Annotated in this window: 13 protein-coding genes; 9 read left to right on the forward strand and 4 right to left on the reverse strand. The window is 60.3% G+C overall.

Going from position 1 to position 16,532, the window contains the following annotated elements:
- Positions 1-320: 320 nt before the first annotated feature.
- Genes rho through BLW25_RS14815 form a run of 6 tightly spaced genes read left to right on the forward strand, consistent with a single transcriptional unit; the run spans position 321 to position 7,108 of the window.
- Positions 321-1,589, forward strand: coding sequence for a transcription termination factor Rho (rho, locus tag BLW25_RS14790; protein WP_092902145.1), 1,269 nt, complete (start codon positions 321-323; stop codon positions 1,587-1,589).
- A gap of 22 nt (positions 1,590-1,611) precedes the next feature.
- Positions 1,612-2,892: a tRNA uridine-5-carboxymethylaminomethyl(34) synthesis GTPase MnmE gene (mnmE, locus tag BLW25_RS14795; RefSeq protein WP_092900329.1), complete on the forward strand. Its 1,281-nt coding sequence runs from the start codon at positions 1,612-1,614 to the stop codon at positions 2,890-2,892.
- 11 nt (positions 2,893-2,903) lie between these two features.
- Entirely contained in the window at positions 2,904-4,769 is a 1,866-nt protein-coding gene (gene mnmG, locus BLW25_RS14800; RefSeq protein ID WP_171909568.1) for a tRNA uridine-5-carboxymethylaminomethyl(34) synthesis enzyme MnmG, read from the forward strand.
- A 3-nt stretch (positions 4,770-4,772) separates the two neighbouring features.
- Complete coding sequence (locus tag BLW25_RS14805; RefSeq protein WP_092900338.1) at positions 4,773-5,408, forward strand: 16S rRNA (guanine(527)-N(7))-methyltransferase RsmG; 636 nt, start codon at positions 4,773-4,775, stop codon at positions 5,406-5,408.
- Between the two features lie 4 nt (positions 5,409-5,412).
- Entirely contained in the window at positions 5,413-6,198 is a 786-nt protein-coding gene (locus BLW25_RS14810; RefSeq protein ID WP_092900340.1) for a ParA family protein, read from the forward strand.
- 22 nt (positions 6,199-6,220) lie between these two features.
- Positions 6,221-7,108, forward strand: coding sequence for a ParB/RepB/Spo0J family partition protein (locus BLW25_RS14815; protein ID WP_092900342.1), 888 nt, complete (start codon positions 6,221-6,223; stop codon positions 7,106-7,108).
- Here BLW25_RS14815 and hemW read toward each other — a convergent pair whose 3' ends face one another.
- The 3 genes from hemW to rph are packed head-to-tail and all read right to left on the reverse strand — an operon-like array spanning position 7,109 to position 9,602.
- Complete coding sequence (gene hemW, locus BLW25_RS14820) at positions 7,109-8,281, reverse strand: radical SAM family heme chaperone HemW (protein WP_092900343.1); 1,173 nt, start codon at positions 8,279-8,281, stop codon at positions 7,109-7,111.
- Positions 8,278-8,889, reverse strand: coding sequence for a non-canonical purine NTP pyrophosphatase (locus tag BLW25_RS14825; RefSeq protein WP_092900345.1), 612 nt, complete (start codon positions 8,887-8,889; stop codon positions 8,278-8,280). Before BLW25_RS14825 ends, hemW begins: the two co-directional genes overlap by 4 nt.
- Positions 8,886-9,602: a ribonuclease PH gene (rph, locus tag BLW25_RS14830; RefSeq protein ID WP_171909569.1), complete on the reverse strand. Its 717-nt coding sequence runs from the start codon at positions 9,600-9,602 to the stop codon at positions 8,886-8,888. Before rph ends, BLW25_RS14825 begins: the two co-directional genes overlap by 4 nt.
- Positions 9,603-9,746: 144 nt before the next feature.
- On the opposite strand from rph, the gene hrcA reads away from it, so the two are divergent.
- Together hrcA and BLW25_RS14840 are read left to right on the forward strand one after the other, a co-directional pair.
- On the forward strand, positions 9,747-10,817 hold the full coding sequence (hrcA, locus tag BLW25_RS14835) for a heat-inducible transcriptional repressor HrcA (RefSeq protein ID WP_092900346.1): 1,071 nt from the start codon (positions 9,747-9,749) through the stop codon (positions 10,815-10,817).
- A 42-nt stretch (positions 10,818-10,859) separates the two neighbouring features.
- On the forward strand, positions 10,860-11,399 hold the full coding sequence (locus BLW25_RS14840; RefSeq protein WP_092900356.1) for a nucleotide exchange factor GrpE: 540 nt from the start codon (positions 10,860-10,862) through the stop codon (positions 11,397-11,399).
- Here BLW25_RS14840 and mutS read toward each other — a convergent pair whose 3' ends face one another.
- Complete coding sequence (mutS, locus tag BLW25_RS14845; RefSeq protein ID WP_092900361.1) at positions 11,400-14,027, reverse strand: DNA mismatch repair protein MutS; 2,628 nt, start codon at positions 14,025-14,027, stop codon at positions 11,400-11,402.
- Between the two features lie 129 nt (positions 14,028-14,156).
- On the opposite strand from mutS, the gene BLW25_RS14850 reads away from it, so the two are divergent.
- Entirely contained in the window at positions 14,157-16,412 is a 2,256-nt protein-coding gene (locus tag BLW25_RS14850) for an NADP-dependent malic enzyme (protein WP_092900362.1), read from the forward strand.
- Positions 16,413-16,532: the final 120 nt, after the last annotated feature.

Raw genomic sequence — 16,532 nt, forward strand, 5'->3', positions numbered from 1 at the left:
TCCCAACCTTTCCCACTTCTGTCCACAGGTGGAAAACTTAAGGGAAAATGCCCCGGAACTGCCGCTATCCTGTTATCCTCAGGCCCTACAACAACAACATCCTTCATATCTTTTTCTTAAATATATTATGAACTCTGCACAGTTTCGGCCTCGCGGAAGGTCTTTCGACTTATGAACGCCAGTTTTGCTCAGAAAGATTGACTTACAGCGCCAGCCCCCCTATCTGCAGGCAATGCGGGGCCGTCCGGTCCTGACGCTTCCCTATTTCAGCCTCTGATCCAGCACCGCGCTACATGCGCGTCTGGCATAATGGTATTGCGATGACAGAACGCCTCAACCTCTCCGATCTCAAGGCCAAGACCCCGGCCGATCTTCTCGCTATGGCGGAGGAGTGGGAGATCGAGAATGCGCCCTCGATGCGCAAGGGCGAGATGATGTTCCAGATCCTCAAGGAACATGCCGAGGAAGGCTGGGAAATCGGCGGCGATGGCGTGCTCGAGGTGCTGCAGGACGGTTTCGGCTTTCTGCGCAGCCCTTCGGCCAACTACCTGCCCGGCCCCGATGACATCTATGTCGGGCCCGAGATGATCCGTCAGTTTTCGCTGCGCACCGGTGATTCAATCGAAGGCGTGATCAAGGCGCCGTCCGAGAATGAGCGCTATTTCAGCCTGGTGAAGGCGACGCTGATCAATTTTGACGATCCCGAACGCGCGAAACACAAGGTCCATTTCGACAACCTGACACCGCTTTACCCGGAAGAGCGGCTGAAGATGGAAATCGAGGATCCGACGATCAAGGACCGCTCGGCCAGGATCATCGATCTGGTGGCGCCGATTGGTAAGGGCCAGCGGGCGCTGATCGTGGCGCCGCCGCGCACGGGTAAGACGGTTCTTCTGCAAAACATCGCGCGCTCGGTCGCAGCGAACCATCCGGAATGCTATCTGATCGTTCTGCTGATTGACGAGCGGCCCGAGGAAGTGACCGATATGCAGCGTTCGGTGAAGGGTGAGGTTGTGTCCTCGACCTTCGACGAGCCGGCAACGCGCCACGTGGCTGTGGCCGAGATGGTGATCGAAAAGGCCAAGCGCCTGGTCGAACACAAACGAGATGTTGTGATCCTTCTTGATTCGATCACAAGACTTGGCCGTGCCTTTAACACTGTCGTGCCGAGCTCGGGTAAGGTGCTGACCGGTGGTGTCGACGCCAACGCGCTGCAACGCCCGAAGCGTTTCTTCGGTGCTGCACGGAATATCGAAGAGGGCGGTTCGCTCACCATCATCGCAACCGCACTGATCGATACCGGCTCGCGGATGGATGAGGTGATCTTCGAAGAATTCAAAGGCACCGGTAACTCTGAGATCGTGCTGGATCGGAAAGTGGCCGATAAGCGCGTCTTCCCGGCGATGGACATCCTCAAATCCGGCACAAGGAAAGAGGATCTACTGGTCGATAAATCCGATCTGCAGAAAACCTATGTGCTGCGCCGCATCCTGAACCCGATGGGTACCACCGACGCCATCGAATTCCTGATCGGCAAGCTGAAACAGACCAAGTCGAATTCCGAGTTCTTCGACTCGATGAATACCTGATCCGGAGGCCAGCGGGGTTGCGATGGCTGATACGATCTATGCCAGCGCGACAGCTCGTGGGCGGGCGGGCGTCGCGGTAATCAGGGTCTCTGGCCCGAATTCCTTCGCCATATGCAAGGCACTGACAGGCGCGGCTCCAAAGCCGCGCCTTGCCAGTTTACGCAATATCTCGTGGCAGGGTGAGCATCTCGACCAGGCTCTGGTGTTGGGCTTTGCGGAAAATGCCAGCTTTACCGGCGAAGAGGTGGTCGAGCTGCAGATCCATGGCGGACTGGCGGTGGTCAATGCTGTGCTGCGTGCGATTGGCGAAACAGGCCTCGCGCGTATGGCAGAGGCGGGCGAATTTACCCGGCGGGCGCTCGACAATGGCATGCTCGACCTGACACAGGTTGAGGGCCTCGCCGATCTGATTGATGCTGAAACCGAAGCGCAACGCAAACAGGCGCTGCGGGTATTGTCAGGCAGTATCGGAAAAACGGTTGATCACTGGCGGAGCCGTCTGATCCGGGCCGCGGCTCTGATCGAGGCAACAATTGATTTTGCCGACGAAGATGTTCCGGTCGATGTCACCCCGGAAGTGCGCGAGATTCTGACCGCGCTGTTGGATGAGATCGCACGCGAAGCGGCGGCCGTTTCAGCCGCAGAACGGATCCGCGAAGGTTTCGAGGTGGCGATTATTGGCCCGCCGAATGCCGGGAAATCCACACTTCTCAATCGTCTGGCGGGTCGGGAAGCGGCGATTACTTCGGAAATTGCCGGCACGACACGGGATGTGATTGAGGTCAGGATGGATCTTTCCGGCCTTGCGGTTACCTTGTTGGATACCGCAGGGCTCAGGGAAAGTGACGACCTGGTGGAGCGCGAAGGCATCAGACGTGCCATCCAGCGCGCAGAAGCCGCCGATTTGCGGCTGTTCCTCGGCCAGGGTGATCTTGGGATTGCGCTTCGGGAAGGTGACATCCAGCTGAGCGGGAAGGCCGACCTCGGTGGTCCTGGTCCTGGCCTCGCGGTCTCGGGACTCACTGGCGAAGGAATTGATGCATTGCTGCAGCAAGTTACAGCGCAGCTCTCGGAAAAAGTCGCTGGTGCTGGTATAATGGTTCGCGAACGGCATCGCCAGGCGCTTGAGCAGGGAATCACTGCGATCAGGGCTGTGTTGCAGATGATGGATCACGGTGTTCAATCCGAGATCGTGGCGGAAGAGTTGCGTCAGGTGCTGCGGTCGTTGGATATTCTGGTCGGGCGCGTTGATGTCGAAGAATTGCTGGGCGAGATTTTCGCCAGCTTCTGTATCGGAAAGTGAGGGTGTTTCACGTGAAACATTTTGATGTTCTGGTGGTCGGCGGCGGCCATGCCGGGGCCGAAGCTGCCGCAGCCGCGGCACGAATGGGTGTGCGGACGGCATTGGTAACAATGCGCGCGGAAACCATTGGGGTGATGTCCTGCAACCCGGCGATTGGCGGTCTTGGAAAAGGCCATCTCGTTCGCGAAATCGATGCGATGGATGGCATTATGGGCCGTGCGGGGGATATGGCGGGTATCCAGTACCGGCTTTTGAATCGCAGAAAGGGCCCGGCAGTGCAGGGGCCAAGGACCCAGGCGGATCGTAAACTTTATCGTCAAGCGGTGCAGGGCCTCCTGGCCAAGGAAACACTCCTCTCAGTCATCGAGGGAGAGGCGGCCGAACTCATCACTCAGACCGGTCGCGTTACCGGCCTGCGACTGGCTGACGGGTCAGAGATTTTTGCAGCGGCGATTGTGCTTACAACCGGCACATTCCTGAACGGACTGATCCATGTTGGTGATCAAAGCCGTCCTGGCGGCCGTGTGGGCGATAAAGCATCTGTCAGCCTTGCGCAGCAAATCCGGGAGCTTGGGCTGGAAACAGGCCGCCTTAAGACCGGGACCCCGCCGCGACTGGATGGCAAGTCGATTGACTGGGACAGGCTGGAAATGCAGCCCGCCGATGAAGACCCTGTGCTTCTGTCTTTCATGAATAGCCGTGCGGTCGCAAGGCAGATTTCCTGTGGTATTACGCATACATCTGCGGCTACGCATCAGATTATCCGTGATAATCTTGGTCGTTCCGCAATGTATGGTGGCCATATTGACGGTGTCGGGCCGCGTTATTGCCCGTCGATCGAAGATAAGGTCGTGCGCTTTGCCGACAAGGACAGCCATCAGGTCTTTCTTGAACCCGAAGGCCTTGACGACGACACAGTCTATCCGAACGGAATATCAACCTCCTTGCCCGCAGAGGTGCAGGAGGCCTACGTCCGTACTATGGCCGGCCTTGAGAATGCGACCATTCTGCAGCCAGGCTACGCCATCGAATATGACTATCTCGACCCACGCGGGCTAAAGTCGTCGCTGGAGGTTAAAGCTCTTGCAGGTCTATATCTTGCGGGGCAGATCAATGGAACCACAGGATATGAAGAGGCAGCAGCGCAGGGCATGGTTGCCGGGCTGAACGCAGCGCGTGCCTCAAGGGCGCAGGAGCCAGTAAGTTTTTCGCGCAGTGACAGCTATATCGGGGTCATGATTGACGATCTGGTCACCCGTGGCGTCACCGAACCCTATCGCATGTTCACCTCACGCGCAGAATACCGGCTCAGCTTGCGCGCGGATAACGCAGATCAGCGCCTGACACCGAAAGGTCAGGAGATCGGTTGCGTCCGGGAGGCGCGTATACGTGCGTTTGGGGCGAAGATGGAGGCGCTCGCGGCGGTCACACAGGTTCTGACTACGGCCAAATTCACACCAAAAGAGCTGGCCGAGGTTGGAATCACCGTCAGCAAGGACGGAGCCCGGCGCAGTGCCTGGGATCTGATGGCCATGCCGGATTATGATCCGACGGTTCTGGACGGGCTGGTGCCGGCGCTTGCAGATCATCCGGCTGCGGCAAGGGGGCAGGCGGAAATTGAATCGCTTTATTCGCAATATACGGATCGTCAGGCCGCTGCGGCCGAAGAACTGCGCCGTCATGAGGCGATGAAGATTCCGGCCGATTTCGATTATACCGCTCTTTCCGGTCTTTCGGCAGAGCTTACGGGGAAATTGCTGCGTAAACTGCCGGAAACCATCCATCAGGCGCGTCAGATCGAGGGGATGACTCCGGCTGCAGTGATGCTGCTGATCGCATCGCTGCGCAAGATCGCAGCGACCAGGCTGGCCGGGTGACCCTTGGATAAAACTCTTTGGAATGAGCTGGGCATCAGCCCGGAAGGGCTTGAAAAGCTGCGACTCTATGAGGCTCTGACGGCTAAATGGACCCAGAAGATCAATCTGATCTCCCGCTCCACCATGGGAGAGATCTGGTCGCGGCATATCGAGGATTCGGCGCGGATTTTTCTGCTTGCGCCGGAGCAACCGCGACTTTGGGCGGATTTCGGGTCGGGCGGCGGATTTCCTGGGATCGTTGTGGCCGCTTTGCTTCAGGATCGCGGTCTTGCAACCAGGGTTGTGCTTGTTGAATCGGACCAGCGCAAGGCCACTTTCCTGCGTGAGGCGGCGCGGCAGATGGGTATCCCGGTCGATGTGCGGGCCGAGCGGGCCGAAGCAATTGCGCCACTAGGAGCAGATGTTGTGTCTGCGCGTGCGCTCGCACCCCTGGATATGCTTTGCGCCATTGCAGAGCGGCACGGATCGCCCAATATGACCTGTCTTTTTCCCAAAGGCGAGAGCTGGGCGGATGAGGTCGCGGCTGCGCAGAAAAACTGGCGCTTCGATCTGGAGGCGGCGGACGATCCGGGGCATAAAGGATCAGCCACCCTGAGATTAAGGACAGTGCGCCGTGCCAGCCGCGATTCCCAAGACTGACGCCATGCCCTTTCCGGCGCATGTCATCGCCGTTGCCAACCAGAAAGGCGGTGTTGGGAAGACCACGACCGCGATAAATCTGTCCGCAGCTTTGGCCGAGCGGGGTCTGCGGATCCTGCTGGTCGATCTTGACCCCCAGGGCAATGCCTCGACGGGTCTTGGGGTTGCGACGAATGATCGTAAACTCACCACTTATGACCTGATTCTGTCGGATGGGGCACCGAACGCAATCATTCAGCGCACTTCGGTTAATAATCTGTGGATCAGCCCGGCGAATTCCGACCTGGCTTCGGCGGATATCGATCTTGTCGCCAATGAAAAGCGCAGCTTTCTGCTGCATGACGCGTTGCGCCATCCGGATATCGAGGCAATGGGCTTCGATGTCGTGCTGATTGACTGCCCACCGTCGCTGTCTTTGCTGACGGTTAACGCACTTGTGGCGGCAAATTCGGTGCTTGTTCCGCTTCAGGCCGAGTTTTTCGCGCTGGAAGGGCTCTCGCAGCTGCTTTTGACGGTGCGGGATGTGCGGCGCTCGGCGAATCCGGATCTGCGGATTGAGGGTGTTGTTCTGACGATGTATGATGGGCGCAACAATCTGGCGCAGCAGGTCGAGACGGATGCGCGCGAGAACCTTGGCGATATGGTGTTTCGCACGATCATCCCGCGCAATGTGCGGCTTTCCGAAGCACCCTCTTACGCCAAGCCCGTGACGGAATATGATCCGACCTCGCGCGGGGCCGAGGCCTATCGGTCTCTGGCCGGGGAAATTGCCGCTAAACTGCGGTCCTGACAACAAGAAGAAGAGGCAGAGCATGGAACGCAAAGGGCTTGGTCGTGGTCTTTCGGCATTGATGTCGGATGTAAATTTACGCCCCGAGAGTGAGGGGCCGCGGCGGGCGGACACCAGGCTGCCGGTCGAAAAGCTGCAACCGAACCCGGAACAGCCGCGCAAGGATTTCGACCAGGCGGCACTGGAGGCTCTGGCGGATTCGCTGCGGCAGAAGGGGGTCATTCAGCCGCTGGTCGTGCGGACCAAAGGCGATCATTACGAGATCGTTGCCGGCGAGCGGCGCTGGCGTGCGGCGCAGATCGCGCAGCTGCACGAGGTTCCGGTCGTCATTCGCGAGCTTGACGATACCGAAGTGCTGGAAATCGCGATTATCGAGAACATCCAGCGCGAGGATCTCAATGCGATTGAAGAGGCTCTGGGTCTGCGCCAGCTGATTGATCGCTTTGGCCATACCCAGGAAAAGGTTGCCGAAGCGCTGTCGAAAAGCCGCAGCCATGTGACCAATTTGCTTCGGCTGCTGAACCTGCCCGGAGATGTGCAAAAGATGGTGCGCGAGGGCGCATTGTCGGCCGGTCATGCGCGGGCACTGATCACCGCGCCGGATCCCTTGCGGCTTGCTCAGACCGTGATTGCGCGCGGACTCTCGGTGCGAGAGACCGAGAAACTCGCCCGTGAGGCGCTGGAACCGACGAAATCAACCCCGTCGGAGCAGGTCAGCGCGCGTGAGAGCACGAAAGATGCCGATACGCGGGCGCTTGAGGGGGATTTGTCGGCTCAGCTTGGGATGACCGTACGGATCGATCATAAAGGGCAGGGCGGCAATCTGGTGATTTCCTATCGCGATCTGGAAGAGCTGGATCTTCTTTGCCAGCTGCTGTCTTCCGGCCCCTCGGGTCTGGCCCGCGACTGATCAGGCTTCTGACAGCTCCAGGATCAGCCGGTTGAGCAACAACCGGCCGGTCGCGGTGGCTGTCAGGCGATCATCCTGCAGGGTGATAAAGCCATCCTGCTGCAGGGTTTCCAGAACTTCCGCCCGCGGCTGGCGCCCCAGCATCCTGATATAGCGCGGAAATGACATGCCCTCGCTCAGCCGCAACGACATCATCAGATATTCCAGCGCCTGATCCTGAGTGCTGATCGTTTCACGTGGAACCTCGCCTTTACCCGTCTTTCTCAGGAATTCCAGCCAGAGCTCGGGTGATTTATGCGCGAGCGTTGCCACGCGCTGGCCGTTCAGGGTGAGGCGGCCATGTGCCCCTGGGCCGATGCCGAGATAGTCGCCCATGCGCCAATAGGTCAGATTATGGCGGGATTCGCTGCCTGGCCGGGCATAGTTCGAGACTTCATATCCCGACAGACCGGCCTCGCCGCAGATCTCGGTGGTCAGATCGTACATATCGGCTGCGAGATCTTCATCAGGAAGGCCACGAAGCTTGCCCGCGTCATAAAGCCTGGCAAAGACCGTGCCCTCTTCCACTGTCAACTGGTAGAGCGAGATATGGTCGGGGCCTCGTGCCAGAACGTGGCGCAATTCATCGCCCCATGAGGCGAGGTCCTGATCCTGGCGGGCATAGATCAGATCACAGGAGGTACGGTCAAAAAGGCTGCGGGCAAGATCCAGTGCGGCCAGTCCTTCGGCGGCGCTGTGCTGGCGTCCAAGGCGCCGCAGATCCTGATCATTCAAGGCCTGAAGGCCGAGTGAGACACGGTTCACGCCTGCCAGACGATAGGCTGCAAAACGCGACGCCTCTACAGAGGTCGGGTTTGCCTCAAGGGTGACCTCGAAGTCATTGGTCATACGCCAGTGACGCGAAACCCGATCCAGTATCGCACCAACCGTATCGGGATCCATCAGGGAGGGGGTGCCGCCACCGAAAAATACCGAGTGCAGAATGCGGCCTCCGGTTTCGGCGGCGGCGCGATCCAGCTCTTTCAGATAGGCCTTTTTCCATTCGGCCTGATCAATTCTCGCACGAACATGGCTGTTGAAATCGCAATAGGGGCATTTTGCCTTGCAGAAGGGCCAATGAAGGTAGAGGGAGAAGCCCCCCTCTTTCCAGTCTTCTGCATGTTCCTGTTTCACGTGAAACACTTTTCCATAATAGCGGCGACGGCCCGCGCCCGGTGGCTGATCGCATTTTTCTGATCGGCTGACATCTCGGCAAAAGTCTGCGCGTATCCGTCAGGCTGGAACATGGGGTCGTAGCCATGGCCTTCAAGACCCCGGCGCGGCCAGATCAGTTCTCCGGCGCAGCTGCCTTCGACGGTTTCGTCATGACCATCGGGCCAGGCAAGAACCAGAGTACACCGAAACTGGCCAAGGCGCGGGGCAGGCGCCCCGCGCTCTTCAAGAAGCGCCCAGGTTTTCTCCATAGCCATGCCGAAATCTCGGCCATTCGGCGTTTCTGCCCAGTCGGCGGTGTAGACACCCGGAGCGCCGTCCAGCGCATCAATCGTCAGGCCGGAATCATCAGCCAGTGCGGGAAGGCCGGTGGCCTTTGCCGCGTAATGCGCTTTTATCCGGCCATTGCCGACAAATGTGCTTTCGGTCTCTTCCGGCTCATCAAGACCAAACTCACCGGCCGAAACGCAACGGATGCCAAGAGGCGCCAGCAATGTCGCGAATTCCTCCAGCTTGCCTTTGTTATGGCTCGCGATCACAAGCTGGTCGCCGGTGAATTTGCGGGTCATGCGCCAATGGCCTTCTTTTGTGCCTCGACCAGGGCCGCAGTGCCTCTCAGGCCAAGGTTAAGCAATACGGTGAGGTCTTCGACCGCGAAAGGCGCGCCTTCTGCCGAGGCCTGAACCTCAACCAGCTTGCCCTTGCCGGTGATCACGAAATTGCCATCGGTGCCGGCAGCCGAGTCTTCATCATAGTCCAGATCCAGCACATTCTGGCCGGCATAGATACCGCAGGATACTGCTGCGACGTGATCCAGCAGCGGATCGCCGGTGACGATGCCCTTTTGCATCAGCTTGTTCATCGCCAGACGCAAAGCGACCCAGCCGCCGGTGATGGCTGCGCAGCGGGTGCCACCATCGGCCTGGATCACGTCGCAATCGACGGTGATCTGACGTTCGCCAAGCGCTTGCCTGTCAACGACGGCGCGCAGGCTGCGTCCGATAAGCCGTTGAATCTCTTGCGTTCTGCCGGATTGCTTGCCTGCCGCGGCCTCGCGGCGCGACCGGGTATGGGTTGAGCGCGGCAACATGCCATATTCCGCCGTCACCCAGCCCATACCGGTATTGCGCAGGAAGGGCGGCGGCTTGTCTTCAATCGAGGCGGTGCAGAGCACATGGGTGTTTCCCATCCGGATCAGGCAGGAGCCTTCGGCGTGAAGGGAAACTCCGGTTTCAATGGAAACCGTGCGAAGTTGGTCGAGCTCTCTTCCAGACGGGCGCATAACTGATCCTTTCAAAGATTTGCGGTCAGATATGCGCGGGCAGGCGCCGGATGCAACCCTGATCACCAGGCGTAACAGGGGGTTGGCGCATTGACGGCGGATGGTATTGGTTCTTAAGTCAAATGAAAGGCGGGCCGGGATGTAATGGCGGACAGAAAAGAGCTGCTGCAGCAAATGAGTGACAGATCGCGCGAAGTTTTCCGGCGCGTCGTCGAAGGCTATCTTGAAACCGGTGAGCCGGTCGGATCGCGCACGCTTACCCGCAGCCTGAGTGAACAGATTTCGGCCGCGACCATCCGCAATGTCATGCAGGATCTGGAATTTCTCGGTTTGCTGGACAGCCCGCATATCTCGGCGGGGCGGATCCCGACACAGCAGGGGCTGCGGCTGTTTGTCGACGGCTTTCTCGAGGTCGGAACGGTTGATCAGGCCGACCGTGCGCGGATCGATGCGACGCTCAGCGGTGAGGATCATGATGTCGGCATGGCGCTGGATCATGTTTCGGCGGCGCTTTCCTTCCTGACCGGGGGCGCCAGTATCGTGATGACGCCAAAGCATGAATCCGCTCCGATCCGGCATATTGAATTTGTCTCGCTTTCGGCAGATCGGGCGCTGGTGGTACTGGTCTTTGCCGATGGCCAGGTTGAGAACCGTCTGTTCCATCCGCCGCCCGGGCAAACACCATCCTCGATGCGCGAGGCTGCGAATTTTCTCAATGCCATGGCGGGCGGGCGGACGCTTTCAGATCTGCGCCAACATATCCGCGCAGAGGTTGCGGCCCGCCGCCAGGAGGTTGATGTTCTGGCCCGCGAGCTGGTCGAAAGCGGGCTGGCGGTCTGGGAGAATGCAGGCCTGTCATCAGAGCGGCTGATCGTGCGCGGGCGCGCCAATCTTCTGGAAAGCGCCGGATCCGAGGATGTCGACCGGATCCGCAGCCTTTTCGACGATCTCGAACGCAAGCGCGATATCGCCGAATTTCTGGAACTTGCGGATGAAGGCGACGGAGTGCGCATCTTCATCGGCTCGGAAAACAAACTCTTTTCACTTTCGGGTTCAAGTCTGGTCGTTTCCCCCTATATGAACGCCGAGCGAAAGATTATCGGTGCCGTCGGCGTGATCGGACCGACCCGGCTGAACTATGGGCGGGTTGTGCCGATTGTCGATTATACGGCGCAGCTCGTCGGTCGGATGGTTTCCGATCGCGGACGCGGTTGAAGTGAAAAGGGGCCTTAGGCCCGAAAGACTTGAGGAGTGGTCATGGCGCAGGAAGACAACGCCGCCCAGGAAAACGGCCAGGCAGGCGATCTGCCGGAATTTGAAGAGATGTCGGTTGACGAGCTGGAGACGCTCCGTCTGGAACGTGATGAGTTCCGCGACAAGTTCATGCGGGCGCTGGCCGATGCCGAGAATTCGCGTAAACGGGCTGACCGGGATCGCCGTGAGGCCGAGCAATATGGCGGCACGCGGCTCGCACGGGATCTTTTGCCGGTCTATGACAACCTGAACCGCGCGCTTGCGGCCATTCCGGAAGAAAGCCGCGCGGCGTCGAGTGCGCTGATCGAAGGCGTCGAGCTGACGCTGCGCGAACTGTCCAAGGTGATGGACAAGCACGGGGTAAAGGCAGTGTCGCCGGCGGTCGGTGACCAGTTCGATCCGCAGATGCATGAGGCGATGTTTGAGGCGCCGGTGCCGGGGACCAAAGCCGGGCAGATCATTCAGGTGATGACCGAGGGCTTTATGCTCCATGACCGGCTGCTGCGTCCGGCGCAGGTGGGCGTGTCCTCGACCCCGGGCTGATCAGCCCAGCAGGGCCTTGAGCTCATAGATAAGATTCAGGGCCCCGATCGGCGTAAGCTGGTCGGGGCTCGTTTCTTTCAGCCGGGCCTCGATCCTGCTTTCCTGTGCGGGTTTCACGGCAGAAGGCGGCGGGGCGGCGCGGAACAGCGGCAGGTCGTCGATCAGGGCGGCTTGTTTCGTACCCTGGCGGTCGCCCTGTTCAAGTGCTTCGAGAACCGTTTTCGCGCGTTCGATGACCGAAGGCGGCAGGCCGGCGAGGCGGGCGACCTGGACGCCGTAGCTGCGGTCGGCGGCGCCGCGTTTGACCTCATGCAGGAAGATCACTTCGCCTTCCCATTCACGCACCGAGACGGTGGCGTTCTCGACGCCATCGAGTTTCGCGGAAAGCTGGGTCATTTCGTGGTAATGGGTGGCGAAAAGCGCGCGGCAGCGGTTGATTTCGTGCAGATGTTCCAGCGTGGCCCAGGCGATGGAGAGGCCATCCCAGGTGGCGGTGCCACGGCCGATCTCATCCAGGATGACGAGGGCACGGTCATCGGCCTGGTTCAGGATGGCGGCGGTTTCCACCATTTCGACCATAAAGGTCGAGCGGCCGCGCGCGAGGTCGTCTGATGCGCCGACGCGGCTGAAAAGCTGGCTGACAAGGCCGATATGGGCCGCGCGGGCCGGAACGAAACTGCCGGCCTGAGCCATCAGCGCGATCAGTGCATTCTGGCGCAGGAAGGTCGATTTACCCGCCATATTCGGGCCGGTCAGCAGCCAGATCGCGGGGGAATTGCCGGTGGTCAGGTCGCAGTCATTGGCGACAAAGCTCTGCCCGCCCTGGCGTCTGAGGGCACGTTCTACCACCGGATGGCGTCCGCCCTCGATCAGGAAAGCGCGGCTGTCATCGACCTTTGGCTCTGTCCAGTCGCCCTCGGCGGCGAGATCGGCAAAGCCGGCGCAAAGGTCGATTTCGGCGAGGGCACGGGCTGTGGCGCCAATTGGGCCCGCCTGGTCGAGAATCGCACGTTTCAGGCCTTCATAGTGACGTTTTTCTAGCTCAAGCGCCCGGTTGGATGAATTCAGGATCCGGGTTTCCAGATCTGACAGCGCAACCGTGGTGAACCGCACCTGACCCGCCGTGGTCTGGCGGTGGATGAAAAGGTCGGGATGGGCGCGGAGTTTTTCCTCGTGCGTCGTGGTGACCTCGATGAAATAGCCCAGCACGTTGTTATGCTTGATCTTCAGCGCCGAAACACCAGCATGTTCCGCATATTGCGCCTGCATGCCGGCGATCACGCCTCTGCCTTCGTCGCGCAACTGGCGGGTCTCATCCAGTTCATGGTCGAATCCGGTGGCGATAAAGCCGCCATCGCGCGCAAGCAGCGGCGGCTCGGCGACCAGCGCCCGGTCCAGCAGATCAACCAGGGTTTCATGGCCGGTGAGGGCCCGCGAGGCTTCGCTCAGCAGATCGGGCAGGTCGTTCAGTTTGCCCGTCAGGCTCAGGGCCTGGGTCAGGCCGGCGCGGATCGCGGTCAGATCCCGCGGGCCACCGCGATCCAGTGCGAGTCGCGAGAGCGCGCGATCCATATCGGGCACGCGGCGCAGGTCGTTGCGCAGATCCTCGCGCAGCCGGCTTTTATCCAGGAGCGCGCGCAAAGCGTCATGGCGGCTGCGGATCGTGGTCAGATCGCGTGAGGGCGAGGAGAGACGGCGCTCCAGCAGGCGCGCTCCGGGGGCGGTCACGGTGCGGTCGATGGCGGCCAGCAGCGAGCCCTCGCGCCCGCCCGAAAGCGCCTGGGTGATTTCGAGATTGCGTCGGGTCGAGGCATCGATCTGCATGGTGCCGCCGGGCAGTTCTTTGATCGGCGGGCGCAAAAGCGGCAGGCGACCGCGCTGCGTCAGGTCGAGATAGTCGACCAGCCCGCCCATTGCCGCGATTTCGGCGCGGGTGAACGATCCAAACCCTTCAAGAGAGCTGACCTGCCACAGTGCACAAAGCCGCTTTTCGGCACCGGTGGAATCGAAACTCGCACGGGCCAGCGGCGTCATCGCGGCGCCGGAATCAGTCACCAGGCTTGCGATTTCGGTCGATTCTTCATCCGGAACCAGCAATTCGCGCGGCGCAAGCCGGGCCAACTCGGGCCCGAGGCGCGAGAGGGCGCAGGGCATGACCCGGAACTCGCCGGTCGAGATATCGCACCAGGCCAGCGCGCCCTCATCGCGCAGGGCGGTATAGGCTGCGAGGTAATTGTGGCGCCGCGCTTCGAGCAGGGAATCCTCGGTCAGGGTGCCGGGCGTTACCAGCCGAACCACATCGCGTTTCACCACCGATTTCGAGCCGCGCTTCTTCGCTTCGGCCGGGTCTTCCAGCTGTTCGGCGATGGCGACGCGGAATCCCTTGCGGATCAGTGTCAGAAGATAGCCTTCGGCGGCGTGATAGGGCACGCCGCACATGGCAATCGGCTCGCCCTTATGGAAGCCGCGTTTGGTCAACGCGATATCCAGCGCCTCGGACGCCGCCAGGGCGTCATCAAAGAACATCTCGTAGAAGTCGCCCATCCGGTAGAACAACAAAGCCCCAGGATTCTGCGCTTTGATGTCGAGATATTGCGCCATCATTGGCGTGACGGTTTCGTCTGACATGGTTCCCCCGGGCTTCGGCGCCGACCCTACAAAAACGAAGGCGTGACGAAAAGGCCGTCATCCGGGCTTTTCATTTCATGCGTGACAAGGCATGTGCAAAGTAACTTTAATTCGCACCATGGCCCGAAAATGACCCGTTCCAGAACCACGCCCGAAGAAGCCCTCGCTTATCATTTCGAGCCGCGTCCGGGGAAATACGAGATCACTGCGTCGAAGCCAATGGCGACGCAGCGCGATCTGTCGCTGGCCTATTCGCCCGGGGTCGCGGTACCGGTCCAGGCCATCGCCGACCGGCCCGAGACGGCTTATGACTATACGGTCAAAGGCAATATGGTCGCCGTTATCTCGAATGGAACGGCGATTCTGGGGATGGGGAACCTTGGCGCGCTGGCCTCGAAGCCGGTGATGGAGGGGAAGGCGGTTCTTTTCAAGCGCTTTGCCGATGTGAATGCGATCGATATCGAGCTTGATACCGAAGATGCGGATGACATCATCAGGGCGGTAAAGCTGATGTCGCCGACCTTTGGCGGCATCAATCTCGAAGACATCAAGGCACCTGAATGCTTTATCATCGAGCAGCGGCTGAAAGAGATCTGCGATATCCCGGTCTTCCATGACGACCAGCATGGCACGGCGGTGATCTGTGCGGCGGGGCTGATCAACGCGCTGGAGATTTCGGGCAAGAAGATCCAGGACGTGAAGATCGTGCTGAACGGGGCAGGGGCCGCGGGGATCGCCTGTCTGGAACTGTTGAAATCCATGGGCGCGCGGCATGAGAATTGCATCATGTGCGACACCAAAGGTGTGATTTACCAGGGCCGTACCGAGGGTATGAACCAGTGGAAATCGGCCCATGCGGTAAAGACCGATGCGCGCAGCCTTGAAGAGGCGATGGCCGGGGCGGATGTGTTCCTAGGCGTTTCGGCCAAAGGGGCGGTGACGCCAGAGATGGTCGCCTCGATGGCCGAGAATCCGGTGATCTTCGCCATGGCGAACCCCGATCCTGAAATCACGCCGGAAGAGGCCCATGCGGTTCGCGCGGATGCCATCGTGGCGACCGGGCGTTCGGATTATCCGAACCAGGTCAATAATGTGCTGGGCTTCCCCTATCTGTTCCGGGGTGCGCTGGATATCCATGCCCGCGCGATCAATGACGAGATGAAGATCGCCTGTGCGCAGGCGCTGGCGAAACTGGCGCGTGAGGATGTGCCGGATGAGGTGGCGATGGCCTATGGGCGCAAGCTGTCCTTTGGCCGCGATTACATCATTCCGACGCCGTTTGACCCGCGTCTGATCTATGTCGTGCCGCCCGCCGTGGCGAAGGCCGGAATGGATACCGGCGTGGCGCGCCGCCCGATCATCGATATGAAATCCTATGAGGCAAGCCTGAAGGCGCGGATGGACCCGACGGCGACCATCCTGCAGGGCCTGCATGCAAGGGCCCGCCAGGCCCAGGCACGGATGATCTTTGCCGAAGGCGATGATCCGCGTGTCCTGCGTGCAGCGGTGGCCTGGCAGCGGTCTGGTCTGGGGAAATCTCTGGTTGTCGGGCGCGAGGCCGATGTGCGCGAAAAGCTGGATGCGGCGGGCCTTGGCGACGCGGTGCGCGAGCTGGAAGTGGTGAACGCCGCCAATTCCCGCCATCTCGATCAGTATAAAGACTTTCTCTACAAACGCCTGCAACGTCAGGGTCATGATCGCCAGGACATTCACCGCATTGCCGCACGCGACCGGCATGTGTTTGCATCGCTGATGCTCGCGCATGGCCATGGCGACGGCCTGGTGACCGGCGCGACCCGCAAATCGGCGCATGTCCTTTCCCTGATCAATACCGTCTTTGACGCCAAAGCGGTGGATGGCGCGGTGGGGGTGACCGCCTTGCTGCATAAGGGGCGGATCGTCTTCATCACCGATACCCTGGTGCATGAATGGCCGGATGAAGAGGATCTGGCGACCATCGCGACCCGGGCCGCCGGCGTGGCGCGCTCGATGGGGGTCGACCCGCGTGTGGCTTTCGTCAGCTTCTCGACCTTTGGCTATCCGGTGTCGGAACGCGCGACCAAGATGCACCGGGCTGTCGATGTGCTGGACCGGCGCGGCGTCGATTTCGAATATGATGGCGAGATGACCGTCGATGTGGCGCTGAACAAGGATCAGATGGCGGCCTATCCTTTCTGTCGTCTGACCGGGCCCGCGAATATCCTTGTGGTGCCGGCGCGGCATTCGGCCTCGATCTCGGTCAAGCTGATGCAGGAAATGGCGGGGGCGACGGTGATCGGGCCGATCCTCTCTGGCGTCAACAAACCGATCCAGATCTGTTCGACCTCGTCCACCGTCAATGACATCCTGAATATGGCGGTCATGGCGGCCTGCAAGGTCGGCTGATATCCGACCCCGATCTTGCTGAGGCGCTGCCGGAATTGCGGCGCCTTCAGCTTAAGGTCTGGGTCTGGATCGCCGGCCTTGCGGCGGGCGGCCTGATGCTGATCTGGCTGCTGACAAGTA

The organism is Rhodobacter sp. 24-YEA-8, assembly GCF_900105075.1.
Taxonomy (GTDB): Bacteria; Pseudomonadota; Alphaproteobacteria; order Rhodobacterales; family Rhodobacteraceae; genus Pseudogemmobacter.

Excerpts from the sequence above, each read along its gene's own strand:
- rho (WP_092902145.1), top strand. The coding sequence starts at position 321 with ATGACAGAACGCCTCAACCTCTCCGATCTCAAGGCCAAGACCCCGGCC.
- mnmE (WP_092900329.1), top strand. The coding sequence starts at position 1,612 with ATGGCTGATACGATCTATGCCAGCGCGACAGCTCGTGGGCGGGCGGGC.
- BLW25_RS14810 (WP_092900340.1), top strand. The coding sequence starts at position 5,413 with ATGCCCTTTCCGGCGCATGTCATCGCCGTTGCCAACCAGAAAGGCGGT.
- BLW25_RS14815 (WP_092900342.1), top strand. The coding sequence starts at position 6,221 with ATGGAACGCAAAGGGCTTGGTCGTGGTCTTTCGGCATTGATGTCGGAT.
- BLW25_RS14825 (WP_092900345.1), bottom strand. The coding sequence starts at position 8,889 with ATGACCCGCAAATTCACCGGCGACCAGCTTGTGATCGCGAGCCATAAC.
- rph (WP_171909569.1), bottom strand. The coding sequence starts at position 9,602 with ATGCGCCCGTCTGGAAGAGAGCTCGACCAACTTCGCACGGTTTCCATT.
- hrcA (WP_092900346.1), top strand. The coding sequence starts at position 9,747 with ATGGCGGACAGAAAAGAGCTGCTGCAGCAAATGAGTGACAGATCGCGC.
- BLW25_RS14840 (WP_092900356.1), top strand. The coding sequence starts at position 10,860 with ATGGCGCAGGAAGACAACGCCGCCCAGGAAAACGGCCAGGCAGGCGAT.
- mutS (WP_092900361.1), bottom strand. The coding sequence starts at position 14,027 with ATGTCAGACGAAACCGTCACGCCAATGATGGCGCAATATCTCGACATC.
- BLW25_RS14850 (WP_092900362.1), top strand. The coding sequence starts at position 14,157 with ATGACCCGTTCCAGAACCACGCCCGAAGAAGCCCTCGCTTATCATTTC.